17 protein-coding genes are annotated in these 12,848 nt (G+C 69.8%); 13 read left to right on the top strand and 4 right to left on the bottom strand.

Annotated elements, in window-relative coordinates; all coding sequences use genetic code 11:
• Nucleotides 1–19 precede the first annotated feature (19 nt).
• Genes ACN27C_RS12920 through ACN27C_RS12910 form a run of 3 tightly spaced genes read left to right on the top strand, consistent with a single transcriptional unit; the run spans nt 20 to nt 3,871 of the window.
• Nucleotides 20–841 (top strand): hypothetical protein, encoded by an 822-nt coding sequence (locus ACN27C_RS12920; protein ID WP_121685313.1) that lies wholly within the window; start codon nt 20–22, stop codon nt 839–841.
• 10 nt (nt 842–851) lie between these two features.
• Nucleotides 852–2,765 carry a fumarate reductase/succinate dehydrogenase flavoprotein subunit gene (locus tag ACN27C_RS12915; RefSeq protein WP_121685312.1) on the top strand — a complete coding sequence of 638 codons (1,914 nt, stop codon included), beginning with the start codon at nt 852–854 and terminating at the stop codon, nt 2,763–2,765.
• Nucleotides 2,765–3,871 carry a succinate dehydrogenase/fumarate reductase iron-sulfur subunit gene (locus tag ACN27C_RS12910; RefSeq protein ID WP_091428234.1) on the top strand — a complete coding sequence of 369 codons (1,107 nt, stop codon included), beginning with the start codon at nt 2,765–2,767 and terminating at the stop codon, nt 3,869–3,871. The genes ACN27C_RS12915 and ACN27C_RS12910 overlap by 1 nt, the downstream gene beginning before the upstream one ends.
• A gap of 107 nt (nt 3,872–3,978) precedes the next feature.
• Here ACN27C_RS12910 and ACN27C_RS12905 read toward each other — a convergent pair whose 3' ends face one another.
• Nucleotides 3,979–4,419 carry a (deoxy)nucleoside triphosphate pyrophosphohydrolase gene (locus tag ACN27C_RS12905; RefSeq protein WP_205775970.1) on the bottom strand — a complete coding sequence of 147 codons (441 nt, stop codon included), beginning with the start codon at nt 4,417–4,419 and terminating at the stop codon, nt 3,979–3,981.
• Between the two features lie 184 nt (nt 4,420–4,603).
• On the opposite strand from ACN27C_RS12905, the gene ACN27C_RS12900 reads away from it, so the two are divergent.
• From ACN27C_RS12900 to ACN27C_RS12880, 5 genes are all read left to right on the top strand, one after another.
• Entirely contained in the window at nt 4,604–4,912 is a 309-nt protein-coding gene (locus ACN27C_RS12900; RefSeq protein ID WP_120573214.1) for a 4a-hydroxytetrahydrobiopterin dehydratase, read from the top strand.
• Nucleotides 4,913–4,944: 32 nt separating this feature from the next.
• Nucleotides 4,945–5,307, top strand: coding sequence for a PH domain-containing protein (locus ACN27C_RS12895; protein WP_013288454.1), 363 nt, complete (start codon nt 4,945–4,947; stop codon nt 5,305–5,307).
• 22 nt (nt 5,308–5,329) lie between these two features.
• The gene (locus ACN27C_RS12890; protein ID WP_393158273.1) at nt 5,330–6,043 is read left to right on the top strand and encodes a SanA/YdcF family protein; all 714 of its coding nucleotides are present in this window, start codon (nt 5,330–5,332) and stop codon (nt 6,041–6,043) included.
• Between the two features lie 207 nt (nt 6,044–6,250).
• The gene (locus tag ACN27C_RS12885) at nt 6,251–6,982 is read left to right on the top strand and encodes a class I SAM-dependent methyltransferase (protein WP_350815543.1); all 732 of its coding nucleotides are present in this window, start codon (nt 6,251–6,253) and stop codon (nt 6,980–6,982) included.
• An 87-nt stretch (nt 6,983–7,069) separates the two neighbouring features.
• Nucleotides 7,070–7,561, top strand: coding sequence for a GNAT family N-acetyltransferase (locus tag ACN27C_RS12880; protein ID WP_422751227.1), 492 nt, complete (start codon nt 7,070–7,072; stop codon nt 7,559–7,561).
• Nucleotides 7,562–7,580: 19 nt separating this feature from the next.
• On the opposite strand, the gene ACN27C_RS12875 is transcribed toward ACN27C_RS12880, so the two are convergent.
• Nucleotides 7,581–8,012 (bottom strand): hypothetical protein, encoded by a 432-nt coding sequence (locus ACN27C_RS12875; RefSeq protein WP_422751226.1) that lies wholly within the window; start codon nt 8,010–8,012, stop codon nt 7,581–7,583.
• Between the two features lie 111 nt (nt 8,013–8,123).
• Here ACN27C_RS12875 and ACN27C_RS12870 point away from each other — a divergent pair, with 111 nt between their 5' ends.
• From ACN27C_RS12870 to ACN27C_RS12855, 4 genes are all read left to right on the top strand, one after another.
• Nucleotides 8,124–8,483, top strand: coding sequence for a GntR family transcriptional regulator (locus ACN27C_RS12870; protein ID WP_120573209.1), 360 nt, complete (start codon nt 8,124–8,126; stop codon nt 8,481–8,483).
• Nucleotides 8,480–9,358, top strand: a complete 879-nt coding sequence (locus tag ACN27C_RS12865) for an ATP-binding cassette domain-containing protein (RefSeq protein WP_422751225.1) — start codon at nt 8,480–8,482, stop codon at nt 9,356–9,358. Before ACN27C_RS12870 ends, ACN27C_RS12865 begins: the two co-directional genes overlap by 4 nt.
• Nucleotides 9,355–10,050, top strand: coding sequence for an ABC transporter permease (locus tag ACN27C_RS12860; protein WP_422751224.1), 696 nt, complete (start codon nt 9,355–9,357; stop codon nt 10,048–10,050). Before ACN27C_RS12865 ends, ACN27C_RS12860 begins: the two co-directional genes overlap by 4 nt.
• A gap of 156 nt (nt 10,051–10,206) precedes the next feature.
• Complete coding sequence (locus ACN27C_RS12855) at nt 10,207–10,926, top strand: DinB family protein (RefSeq protein WP_393158277.1); 720 nt, start codon at nt 10,207–10,209, stop codon at nt 10,924–10,926.
• A 27-nt stretch (nt 10,927–10,953) separates the two neighbouring features.
• On the opposite strand, the gene ACN27C_RS12850 is transcribed toward ACN27C_RS12855, so the two are convergent.
• Nucleotides 10,954–11,517 (bottom strand): dihydrofolate reductase family protein, encoded by a 564-nt coding sequence (locus ACN27C_RS12850; RefSeq protein ID WP_422751223.1) that lies wholly within the window; start codon nt 11,515–11,517, stop codon nt 10,954–10,956.
• 201 nt (nt 11,518–11,718) lie between these two features.
• On the opposite strand from ACN27C_RS12850, the gene ACN27C_RS12845 reads away from it, so the two are divergent.
• Nucleotides 11,719–11,853, top strand: a complete 135-nt coding sequence (locus tag ACN27C_RS12845; protein WP_350815540.1) for a hypothetical protein — start codon at nt 11,719–11,721, stop codon at nt 11,851–11,853.
• Nucleotides 11,854–12,426: 573 nt separating this feature from the next.
• Here ACN27C_RS12845 and ACN27C_RS12840 read toward each other — a convergent pair.
• On the bottom strand, nt 12,427–12,780 hold the full coding sequence (locus ACN27C_RS12840; RefSeq protein ID WP_422751222.1) for a hypothetical protein: 354 nt from the start codon (nt 12,778–12,780) through the stop codon (nt 12,427–12,429).
• Nucleotides 12,781–12,848 lie beyond the last annotated feature (68 nt).

The following is a 12,848-nucleotide window of genomic DNA, read 5'->3' as shown; positions in this document are numbered from 1 at the left end:
CGTCAGGGAGATGACTCGAATGACAACTACGTCGGCCAGGACGCCGAGACCGCAGCCGCGGGGAGGGCGGGCACGCGCCGCAATCGCGGCGAAGACGTTGCGGACCGACAGATGGTGGATCGCCCCGCTGATCACAGTGGTGGGGCTCAGCGCGTGGGTCATCTACGCGACGGTCCGGGTCTTCATGCACAAGTGGTACTGGGTGGAGCAGTACCACTACCTGACGCCGTTCTACTCCCCCTGCGTCACCGACCGCTGCGTCGAGGGCTCCTCGCACTTCGGCCAGTTCCTGCCCGGCTGGTGGATCATCCCGGACGCGGCGCTCACCCTGCCGTTCCTGCTGCTGTTCCGCCTGACCTGCTACTACTACCGCAAGGCGTACTACCGGTCGTTCTGGCTGTCGCCGCCGGCCTGCGCGGTGCCGGACGGGCACCAGTCGTACAGCGGCGAGACGCGGTTCCCGCTGCTCGGGCAGAACCTGCACCGCTACTTCTTCTACGCCGCCGCGATCATCTCGCTGATCAACACCTGGGACGCCGTCCTGGCCTTCCACTCCCCCGAGGGCTTCGGCTTCGGCCTGGGCAACATCATCCTGATCGGCAACGTGGTGATGCTGTGGGCGTACACGATCTCCTGCCACTCCTGCCGGCACATCATCGGCGGGCGGCTCAAGCACTTCTCCAAGCACCCGATGCGCTACAAGGCGTGGACCGGGGTGTCCTGGTTGAACGTCCGGCACATGCAGCTCGCCTGGATCACCCTCGGCACCCTGGCACTCACCGACTTCTACGTGATGGCGGTCGCCGCCGGCTGGATCAACGACCTGCGGTTCATCAACTGAGAGCCTGGACATGACTGAGACGCGAATCGAACGACACCACTACGACGTCGTCGTGATCGGGGCCGGTGGCGCCGGCCTGCGCGCGGCGATCGAGGCCCGGCTGGCCGGCAAGAAGACCGCGATCATCTCGAAGTCGCTGTTCGGCAAGGCGCACACGGTGATGGCCGAGGGCGGCGCCGCCGCCGCGATGGGCAACGTGAACTCGCGCGACAACTGGCAGGTGCACTTCCGGGACACCATGCGCGGCGGCAAGTTCCTCAACAACTTCCGGATGGCCGAGCTGCACGCCAAGGAGGCGCCGCAGCGGATCTGGGAGCTGGAGACGTACGGCGCGCTGTTCGACCGCACCAAGGACGGGAAGATCTCGCAGCGCAACTTCGGCGGCCACGAGTACCCGCGCCTGGCGCACGTCGGCGACCGGACCGGCCTGGAGCTGATCCGCACGCTCCAGCAGAAGATCGTCTCGCTCCAGCAGGAGGACAAGCAGGAGTTCGGCAGCTACGACGCGCGGATCCGGGTCTTCTCCGAGACCACTGTCACCGAGCTGCTGCTCGACGGCGACCGCGTCGCCGGCGCGTTCGGCTACTACCGCGAGTCCGGCGAGTTCGTCCTGTTCGAGGCGCCCGCGGTGGTGCTGGCCACCGGCGGCGTCGGACGGTCCTACAAGGTCACCTCGAACTCGTGGGAGTACACCGGCGACGGCCACGCGCTGGCGCTACGCGCCGGGGCCACGCTGATCAACATGGAGTTCCTCCAGTTCCACCCGACCGGCATGGTCTGGCCGCCCTCGGTGAAGGGTATCCTGGTCACCGAGTCGGTGCGCGGTGACGGCGGCGTGCTGAAGAACTCCGAGGGCAAGCGGTTCATGTTCGACTACGTCCCGGACGTGTTCCGCAAGCAGTACGCGGAGACCGAGGAGGAGGCGGACCGCTGGTACACCGACCCGGACAACAACCGGCGCCCGCCGGAGCTGCTGCCCCGCGACGAGGTCGCCCGCGCCATCAACAGCGAGGTCAAGGAAGGCCGGGGTACGCCGGCCGGCGGCGTCTACCTGGACATCGCCTCCCGTAAGTCGGCCGACGAGATCCGCCGTCGCCTCCCGTCGATGTACCACCAGTTCAAGGAACTGGCCGACGTCGACATCACCAAGGAGCCGATGGAGGTCGGCCCGACCTGTCACTACGTGATGGGCGGCGTCGAGGTGGACCCGGACTCCGGCGCGGCGTACGGCACGGTGCGCGGGCTCTACGCCGCGGGTGAGGTGTCCGGCGGCATGCACGGCTCCAACCGGCTCGGCGGCAACTCGCTGTCCGACCTGCTGGTCTTCGGCAAGCGCGCGGGCGGGCACGCCGCCACGTACACCGATCAGCTCACCACCCGCCCGGCGGTGTCGGTGGCGGCGGTGGAGGCCGCCGTGGAGACGGCGCTGGCGCCGTTGCAGCGGGACACCGGGGAGAGCCCGTACCAGCTCCAGCAGGACCTCCAGGCGGTCATGGGCGACCTGGTCGGGATCATCCGGCGCGAGGGCGAGCTCGCCGACGCCATGCGCAGACTGGCCGAGCTGCGGGAGCGGGTGGCGAAGGTGAGCGCGGCCGGCGGCCGGCGCTACAACCCGGGCTGGCACCTGGCGCTGGACCTGCGCAACATGCTCGTGGTGTCGGAGTGCACCGCGATGGCGGCGCTGGAGCGGCAGGAGTCGCGCGGCGGGCACACCCGGGAGGACTACCCGGCGATGGACCCGAAGTGGCGGCGGGTCAACCTGGTCTGCTCGCTGGACGGGGACACGGTCCGGCTGACCCACAAGCCGCTGCCGAAGATGCGGCCGGAGCTGATCGGGCTGTTCGACCGGGCCGAGCTGGCCAAGTACCTGACCGACGAGGAACTCGCCGAGTTCGACGCCCTCACCGAGGAGGCGAACAACTGATGGGAAGTAAGCGCCAGTTCCGCATCTGGCGGGGCGACGAGACCGGCGGCGACCTGAAGGACTACACGGTCGAGGTGAACGAGGGCGAGGTGGTCCTCGACGTGATCCACCGCCTCCAGGCCACCGAGGCCCCGGACCTGGCGTGCCGGTGGAACTGCAAGGCCGGCAAGTGCGGCTCCTGCTCAATGGAGATCAACGGCAAGCCGCGGCTGGGCTGCATGACGCGGATGTCGACGTTCGAGGAGTCCGAGACCGTCACCGTCACCCCGTTGCGCACCTTCCCGGTGATCCGGGACCTGGTCACCGACGTCTCGTTCAACTACGAGAAGGCCCGGGAGACCCCGGCGTTCGCGCCGCCGGCCGACGTGGCGCCCGGCGACTACCGGATGCAGCAGGTCGACGTCGAGCGCTCGCAGGAGTTCCGCAAGTGCATCGAGTGCTTCCTGTGCCAGAACGTCTGCCACGTGATCCGTGATCACGACGAGAACAAGCCGGCGTTCTCCGGCCCCCGGTACTTCATCCGGGCGGCCGAGCTGGACATGCACCCGCTCGACGCGCGCACCGACCGCCGGGAGTACGCGCAGTCGGACATGGGACTCGGATTCTGCAACATCACCAAGTGCTGCACCGAGGTCTGCCCCGAGCACATTAAGATCACCGACAACGGGATCATCCCCATGAAGGAACGGGTCGTCGACCGCAGGTACGATCCCCTTGTGTGGCTCGGTAACAAGATCTTCCGGAGGGGTCAGGTGCCTCAGACCAGCGCGACCAGCGGGCATTCGAGTGGTGCCGTCACGTCCGGAGGGGCGCACGGCGGGGCGCACGCGCACGGCGGCGGCTCGCACGCCGGCGGGGTGCACTCGCACGCGGGCGGCTCGCACGACAGCGCCGCCGAGCGTCAGGCCCAGCAGGGCGTCAACTGGCACCGCGAGGTGCCGCACCCGACCGCCCCGGCGGTGGACGCCAACGGCAAGCTGCCGCTGACCGAGCTGACGTTCAACAAGGCCGCCGCGCCGTCGCCGTTCGGCGACGACGTGACGTTCCCGCTGCCGCCGGAGCACCTCAACTTCGCTCACCCGCAGCAGGACGAGCCGAAGCACTGAACAGCAGCGCGACGATGACGGGGGCCGGCGGCACGAGCCGCGGGCCCTCGTCCCGTTTCTGCCGGGCTGTCCGGTTCACCGGACGGCACGGCTCGCGCCGCGGTCGTTCAGGGGGTGTCGAGCAGGGGGCGAAGCGCGGCCACGATCGGCACGTCGGCCGGCAGCCAGTCGACGCTGTCCAGCTCGGCGGCGGACAGCCAGCGCAGCTCGGCGTGCTCCAGCGCCTTGGGCTCGTCGCCGTGCAGCAGGCGGGCGGCGTAGACGCGCAGCACGGACCGGCCGTGCGCCATCCGTACGTCCCGGCCGACGCGCGCGCCGACCGCCACCCGTACGCCCAGTTCCTCGACGCACTCCCGGGCCAGCGCGTCGGTCTCGGCCTCGCCCGGCTCGACCTTTCCGCCCGGGAACTCCCAGCGCCCCGCCACCTCGGGAGGCGCGGAGCGCTCGCATGCCAGCACCCGGCCACCCTCGATGATCGCCGCCCCGACGACCACCCTCGGCTCCCGCCGGTCGGCCTGCCCGCTTCCGCTAACCCGTTCGGTCCGCACGGGCCACCAGCGTGCCAGATCAATCGGCGGTTTGGGTAGCTGCGTCGGCCGTCAGGTCAGCAGAACACGGAAGTGTGGGCGTGGACACACCATCTGAGTGGCGAGAGACTAGAGGGCGTCGACTGGGACACGGGATGGCGACGATTTGGCCACAAGCCGGCAACGACGCCTGGGAGGTGCGGTGATGCGCGTGCTGTTCAGCGGCCGGGCGAAGCACGACTACCTCAGCGACGCACTGGCCCTGCTGTCCGGATGGACGCGCGAGGGCGAACAGATCCGCCGCACCATCGTCCTCGACGACACCCAGCACGCCGCGCTCACCGAGCGGGTGGCGGTGGTTGCCGACGCGCTGCGGCTGCGCCCCGAGATCAGCCGCCGGGCCGACCGTACCCACATCAGGCTCGGGCACGGCGACGGCGAGCCACTCACCGAGGGTGAGGTGCTGCTGGCGGCGCGCATCGAGGACGCGGTCCGCGCGGTCACCGAACCCTGATCCACTGGCACGCCCCGCCTACCCTCGGGTGCATGTCTGGCCCCACGTACGACCGCAAGGAACAGTTCCAGCAGATCCAGAGCGGGTTGCTGCCCGGTGAGCAGATCATCGCCGTCTACGACGCGGTGGGCACCGGCACCGGCTTCATCGGCCTGACCGACCGGCGGGTGATCATCCAGGACCGCTCCTTCGTCGGCAAGCGGTACGCGATCACCAGCATCCCGTACTCGAAGATCACCAGCGTGAGCGTGGTGAGCAACAAGTCCTGGGGTGGCTCGTTCTTCTCCACCGGGTCGATCGCCGTGCACGTCGGCACGCACACCTACGAGGTCGAGTTCCGGGGCGCGCAGAAGAGCCACCACGTGCACAACGTGATCCTGCACCACATCTCCTGACCCGCCTGGCACAATCGCCGCCATGCGAGGGCTGACGGCGCGGTGGCGGGCCTGGCGGGGCGACCATCGGCGGGCCGTACGCCTGCTCCGCCGTCTCCTGGTGCTCGCCACGGCCGCCGTGGTGCTGCTGGGCGCCGCCACGATCGCCAGCGTGACCTGGGTCCGCGACGCCGCCGAGGGCCGCGTGTTCGCCGCCGCGGACGTGCCCGAGACGCCGGTGGCCCTGGTGCTCGGCACCAAGGTGGAGCCGGACGGCACGCCGGCGCCGTTCCTCGCCGGCCGGCTGGAGATCGCCCGCCAGTTGTACGCCGCCGGCAAGGTCGAGGTGCTCCTGCTCTCCGGCGACCACATGGACTGGGACTACGACGAGCCGGACGCGATGCGGCGCTGGCTCGTCGAGCGGGGCGTACCGGCCGAGAAGACGGTGCTGGACCACGCCGGGTTCGACACGTACGACTCGTGCGTCCGCGCGCACCGCGTCTTCGGGGTCCGGCGGGCCACAGTGGTCACCCAGTCGTTCCACCTGCCGCGCGCGGTGGCGCTCTGCCGGGACGCCGGCATCGAGGCCGTCGGCGTCGGCGACGACACCGCCCGCCGGTACGCCGACCAGTGGCGGATCAGCTCCACCCGGGAGTACGGGGCGTGCGTGAAGGCCGCCGTGGACGTGCTCACCGGGCGTGACCCGGTGCACCTCGGCCGCCGGGAGACCGGCGTGGACGACGCGCTGCGGGCGTAATCCGGTTGTCTCCCCCGCAAGACCGCTGGTCTGCTGAACGCCTCGAAGCCGACCGGAGGGAGCACCGCCATGCCACACGCTGCGAAGCCCAGCCGACCCGTCGTCATCCCATCCGAAACGAGGCTTCGTCTTGTCGTACCCCATTTCGGCGGAGGTCACTGACCTCGCGCCGCGTCGCGTTCCGTCCGCCCGGCGGGAGGGCGCGTGATGTCCGTCTTCGACGATCCCGGCCTGTTCGGCCGGCTCTGGGCCGCCACCTACGACGGCCCCGGCAATCCCGACCCGGCCCCGGCCGTCGACTTCCTCGCGCCGCTGGCCGACGGCGGCCCGGTGCTCGAACTGGCTGTGGGCACCGGCCGGGTGGCCCTGCCGCTGGCCGCCCGCGGCATCGCCGTGGAGGGCGTCGAGGCGTCCCCCGAGATGGTCGCGCACCTGCGCGCCAAGCCGGGCGGCGCGGACATGCCCGTCACCGTCGGCGACATGGCGGACGTCCCGGTCGCCGGGCCGTACCGTCTGGTCTTCCTGGTGTTCAACACGCTGTTCAACCTGGTCTCGGAGGAGCGCCAGGCGGCGTGCTTCCGCAACGTCGCCCGGGTGCTCGCGCCCGGCGGCGCGTTCGTCATCGAGACCTTCGTGCCCGACCCGGCGGACTTCGACCGGGACGAGCAGGTCCAGGTGCGGGAGGTGACCGAGGACTCGGCCACCATCCGCATGCATCGGTACGACCGGGCGGCGCAGACGTTCGTGCGCCAGACCGTCACGTTCGACGCCCACGGCGTGCACCTCAAGCCGTTCGCCATGCGGTACGCCTGGCCGGAGCAGATCGACGAGCTGGCGGAGCGGGCCGGGTTGCGGCTCACCGAGCGGTACGCCGACTGGGACCGGTCGCCGTTCGACGCGGACAGCCGCTCGCACATCTCCGTCTACCGGCGGCGGTAGCGCTCAGACCGAGGGGCCGGGCATCCGTCCCGGCCCCTCGGTCGCGCGACTACGCTGACGACCGCCGGGTCCGGACAGGAGGGGCCGATGACAGTCACCGTCGCCGCCATGGACGACTCGCACGCCGACGCCGTGCTGGACATCTACCGCCTCGGCATCGCCGAGGGCAACGCCACGTTCGAGACCGAGCCGCCGGACTGGACGCGCTTCACCGCCACCCGCCTGCCCGGCCACCGCTGGGTGGCGCTCGACGAGGCCGGCGACGTGCTCGGCTGGGTGGCCTGCTCGGCGGTCTCCGACCGCTGCGTCTACGCCGGCGTGGTGGAGCACTCCGTCTACGTGCACCCGCGGGGGCGCGGGCGCGGGGTCGGCCGGGCCCTGCTGGACGCGCTGATCGCCTCCACCGAGGCGGCCGGGATCTGGACCATCCAGTCCGGCGTGTTCCCGGAGAACACCGCGAGCCTCGCGCTGCACGCGGCGTGCGGCTTCCGCGTCGTCGGCACCCGCGAGCGGGTGGGCCGCCACCACGGCACCTGGCGAGACGTGACCCTGATCGAACGCCGCAGCCCCGAGATCTGACCCTTGATCACCGGGTCGGTCAGGCGCCGATCAGGTGACGGCGTACCAGGGCATCCCGCTCCAGGATCAGGTCGACCATCTGCCAGAACTCGGCGAGCCGGGGATGGCTCAGGCCTTCCTCGCGGCTGAGCTTGCGGCCGAAGATCGGGCTGTCCCCCGCGACCTCACCACCGTTGACGAGCGTCGCGGCCGGCCCCGGCGAGCCGGCCACCGGCCCGACCCGGCAGCCGAAGGTGACGTGGTCGTCGGTGTTGTCGCCGCCCCAGCTGCCCAGAATCGCGTCGATCCAGACCTCGTGCACGCCGTCGTGGTGGTAGCAGCTCGCGAAGTAGACGGCCGCCGTCGCGCCGTCGGTGCGGATGTCGGCCCAGGTCCGCTCCGCAGCGGTGTTGCAGCAGCCGCAGACGAACTCGCGTACCTGTCGGGTGCTCTCGTCGATCCTGAGTGTCACGGCGCGAACCTTAGCGAGCCGCGAGCGGCCGCGCGTACCCGAAGAACGCTTGACGTCCCGGCCCACGAGGTGCCATGGTTAGTTACATGAGTAATGAACCGAAGAACCGGGATGGATGACGGGCGGCCGATCTTCGTCCAGATCGCGGAGCTGATCGAAAACTCGATCATCGACGGGACGCTCGCGGAGGAGACCCAGGTGCCGTCGACGAACGAGCTGGCGGCGTTCCACCGGATCAACCCGGCGACCGCCGCCAAGGGGATCAACCGCCTGGTCGATGACGGGATTCTCTACAAACGCAGGGGGATCGGAATGTTCGTGGCAACGGGGGCCGTCGAAACACTCCGGGAACGCCGCCGGCGCGAGTTCTCCGACCAGTACGTGCGACCCCTCATCGAGGAGGCACGCAAGTTGGGCATCGGCACCGAGGAGCTGAAGAAGCTCATCGAGACAGGGGAGGAAGAGCGATGAGCGTCGTGGCGGCAGCCGGCCTCACGAAACGGTTCGGTGAGGTGACCGCTCTCGACGACGTCACCTTCACGTTGACAGGTGACAAGATCTACGGCCTGCTCGGGCGCAACGGCGCCGGCAAGACGACGCTGATGCAGCTGATCACCGGCCAGAACAGCGGCACCAGCGGCGACCTCACGCTCTTCGGCGAGCGCCCGTACGAGAACGAGCGGGCACTGTCGCGGGTGGTCTTCATCAAGGAGAGCCAGACGTACCCGACGGCGTACCAGGTCCGGCACGTGCTGAGCCTGGCCAAGCGGCTGTTCCCCAACTGGGACGAGGACTTCGCCCAGTCCCTGGTGGACGACTTCGACCTGCCGCGCAAGCGCAACGTGCGCAAGCTGTCCCGCGGCATGCTGTCCGCGCTGGGCGTGACGATCGGCCTGGCCGCACGCGCGCCGCTGACCTTCTTCGACGAGCCGTACCTCGGTCTCGACGCGGTCGCCCGGCAGCTCTTCTACGACCGGCTGCTCGCCGACTACGCCGAGAACCCGCGCACCGTCGTGCTCTCCACACACCTCATCGACGAGGTCGCCGACCTGATCGAGCACCTACTCCTGCTCGACCGCGGAAAGCTGCTGCTCGACGCGCCCAGCGACGAGCTGCGCGGCGAGGTGATGGAGGCGTCCGGCCCGGCCGCCGCGGTGGACGAGTTCGGCGCCGGGTACCGGGTGCTGCATCGCGAGCAGCTCGGCGGCGCGGCCCGCGCGACGCTGCGCGGGTCGTTCGACGACGCCGAACGGACGCGCGCCAAGAAGCTCGGCATCGACCTGGCGCCGGTGTCGCTCCAGCAGGCCGTGGTGCGCCTGACGACGGAAAGGACGAACGCGCGATGACTCGTATCCTCGACGTCGCCCGGATGCACACCATCGCCTGGGTCGGCCAACTCGCCTGGCCGTGGGGCATCATGGCCATCTCGCTCGGCGTCAACCTGCTGATCTTCGCCTCGATCGACGAGGCGGCGCCGGGCAAGAACACCACAGGTGGTCTGGCCAGCCTCTACATCGTCTGCGCGATCGTCGCCGCCGCCTCGATCAGCCAGGTGTTCCCGTTCGCGCTCGGCATGGGCGTCACCCGGCGCACCTTCTACCTCGCCACGGTGCTGGTCAACGTGGTGCAGGCGGTCGTCTACGGCATCCTGCTCTACCTGCTCAACCTGATCGAGGGTGCCACCGGCGGCTTCGGGATCCAGCTACGGTTCTTCCGGATCCCGTACATCGACGTCGACAACGGGCTGCTGCAGATCGCCGTCTACGCGGTGCCGTTCCTGTTCCTGAACTTCCTCGCCGTCTTCGCCTCCGTCTGGTACGTCCGGTTCGGCATGAACGGCCTGCTCGGGGCCGGCGCGGCCCTGATCCTGGTGACCGGCCTGCTCGTCGCGTTGATCACCTGGCAGGGATGGTTCGGCGACATCTGGCAGTGGTTGAGCAGCCAGCACCAGGTCAGCCTGCTGGTGGGGTGGCCCGCCCTGATCGCCGCGGTGGCCGCGCTCGGAGGAATGGCGGCCATCCGCCGGGCGAACGCCTGACGGCAGACGCCTGTGGCGGCCGACGATCCGCGCGGTGCGGGTCGTCGGCCGCCACAGGCGCGTCCCAGCGGCCGACGCCTTCGTCCGGTCGCGTCGGCGGTCGTTGTCGGACCCGCTCGCTAGCATTGCCGCGATCGCCGACGGGAGGGGTGCGCCGTGGACCAGAGCGACCTCACGACGTTCGTGGACCGGGACCTGCAAGGCGCGCGCTTCACCAGGTCGACGCTGGCCGGCGCGGTGATGCGCGGCGTCGACGTGCGCGGGCTCGACATCGATGCGCCGTGGCTCACCGACGGCGCGCTGCTGGTCAACGGTGTCGACGTCGTGCCGCTCGTCGAGGCCGAACTCAACCGGCGGTTCCCCGGGCGCGAGCTGAGGCATGCCGAGGATCCCGACGGCCTGCGCGCGGCGTGGGCAGCGCTCGAACGGGCCTGGACGGCCGCGGTCGACCGGGTCCGGTCCATGCCCGACGGAGCCGCCGACGTCTCGGTCGACGGCGAGTGGTCGTTCGCGCAGACCCTGCGCCATCTCGCGTTCGCCACCGACGCGTGGCTCGGCAAGGCGATCCTGCGCCTGCCGCAGCCCTTTCATCCGCTGGGGCAGCCGCACGCCGAGTACGAGACGGACGGACTCGACATGTCGATCTTCCCTGCGGCGCGGCCGACTCTCGCCGAGGTGCTCGATCTGCGGGCCGAGCGGCAGGCCATGGTGCGGGACTTCCTCACGGGCGTCACTCCGGAGCTGCTCGCCGAGCCTCGGCCGACAGCCTGGTCACCCGAACACGAGAAGCCGGTCCTGCACTGCCTCCACGTCATCTTCGACGAGGAGTGGGAACACCTCCGCTTCGCAGTGCGCGACCTCGACGCGCAGGAGTGACGCCGCGTCTCCGTGTGGAGGGGGCACTCAGCGCCTGGTCTCGTACCTGCTGAGGAGCACGCCACCCGGGAACGTCCGGGTCTCCCGCAGGGCCAGGTTCACCCAGTTGTCCAGGGCCGTGAAGAACGGCATACCGCGACCGACCAGGACCGGATGGGTGACGAGCACGTACTCGTCGATCAACCCGGCCCGCATGGCCGCTGCGGCGAGGGTGGCGCCGCTGATGTCCATCGGGCCGCCGTCCTCGGCCTTGAGCCTGGCGATCTCGGTGACCGCGTCGCCAGTGACCAGTCGGGTGTTCCAGTCGACCGGCCTGGTCGTCGAGGAGAACACCACCTTCGGCATGTCCCGCCAGCGGCGGGCGAACTCGGCGTGCGCCGGTGTGACGCCCGGCTGCTGATCGGCGGTCGGCCAGTGCGAGCTCATCGCCTCCCACAGTCGCCGCCCGTACAGCGCCGTGCCTGTCGCCCCCACCCGGTCGGACCACCACTGGAACCACTCGTCGCTCGGCGTGCTCCAGCCGAGGTCGTCACCGGGCGCGGCAACGTAGCCGTCCAGGCTCAGGTTCATCGCGAAGGTCAGTTTGCTCATGCGTCAGCCTCCCGTGAGTCGGTACCCGGCGTAAAGACCAACACGGCAGCGGGAAACCATCGGTCAGGCCACACCGAGGGCCGCTCACTGTCTCGGGCTCGCTTCGCGGGTAGCGCCGGTCCACCGACTCGGAGATGATCACCCGGCACCATCACCCTCGATCCCGGTCCCGGATGGGTGGTCTACGGCCACCACAACGACGTGCTGACCTACGTGGGGCCCGACGAGATCTCCGACAGCAGCGACCTGGCCGTTGGTCTGTACGGACGCCGCAAGCGAGACCAGGACGGCCATGAGCTTGACGTCGTACACGTCGAGGACAAGCGGCCCCGGTGAGTCAGGGCCGCGATTCCGCCGTCAGACGTTGAAGCGGAACTTAGAGCCGCACTCCCACCGCCAGCGTGAACGCTGGTCGGCACCTGCTCACACGGCGTATCTGGCTGCCATCGTTGGTGGCCAATTCACGACGTTTGACGCTGTCTTGTGCCCCCTGTGTGCCCCACCGGCCGGTAAGCCGTGATTAGCTGCCGGCACTGGCATCCGGCGGCGAGGGGATCGACGTGGCGTTGACCAAGAAGAGCTCTCGGCTCATCACGGTCGACGGCGTGGTCTACAGGTGGCGGGTGCGCGGAAGACCCACCTATGCCCAGGCGCTCGGTGAGCGACCACTCGCTCTCGCCGTTGAGCAAGCCGACTGCAAGGGCAGCGTACTTCTGGTCAGCATGCCCCAGGACCACCCGAGCAACTGGATCGGCGGCCCGCCGGTCCCTGTTCTTCCATCGATGGTCGCGGCAGTCATTCGCAAGGCGCTGAGCGGGGGATGGCGGCCTAGCCAGCCAGCGGCGGCCTTTCGCACGACTGCGCCCGACGTATCGCAAGAGCCGTGACCCCTTGACCCCCAGGCAACGATCAGGGGGTCTCTACCTGGGCCGACCTCCACCCTACGCTGGCGCTCGTGTCCGTCATCATCCGTTCGGCTGGCCGTAGTCTCACCTGCCAGTTGTGAGCGGCATGGCCGACCACTACCGCATCGAAGTAGACGCCAGCAGCCGGAAGCTCGCTACCACGCGGGAGCGCGGTTATCTCCAGCAGTCCCACCGCATCCGGCTGGCCGTCGATCTCGACGAAGACGCCGAACGGCATTGCCGCGAGCACCCGCACGTGAACCCGTTCCCCCACCGGCAGTGCCGACTTGATCGCTGACCACGAACGCTTTGCTCGCTCAGCTCTGCCGTCGAGCAAGCGCCAATCGTTGGGGCTCATGGCCACTCATCCTCGCACGGTCAGTTTGGAAGGTGTGTTGATCTGGGGACACGTCCTCCTGGCCGTGC

It is taken from the genome of Micromonospora sp. WMMD1219 (assembly GCF_049315215.1).
GTDB lineage: Bacteria > Actinomycetota > Actinomycetes > Mycobacteriales > Micromonosporaceae > Micromonospora > Micromonospora tulbaghiae.
This window is presented reverse-complemented; position numbering and strand designations above follow the sequence as displayed.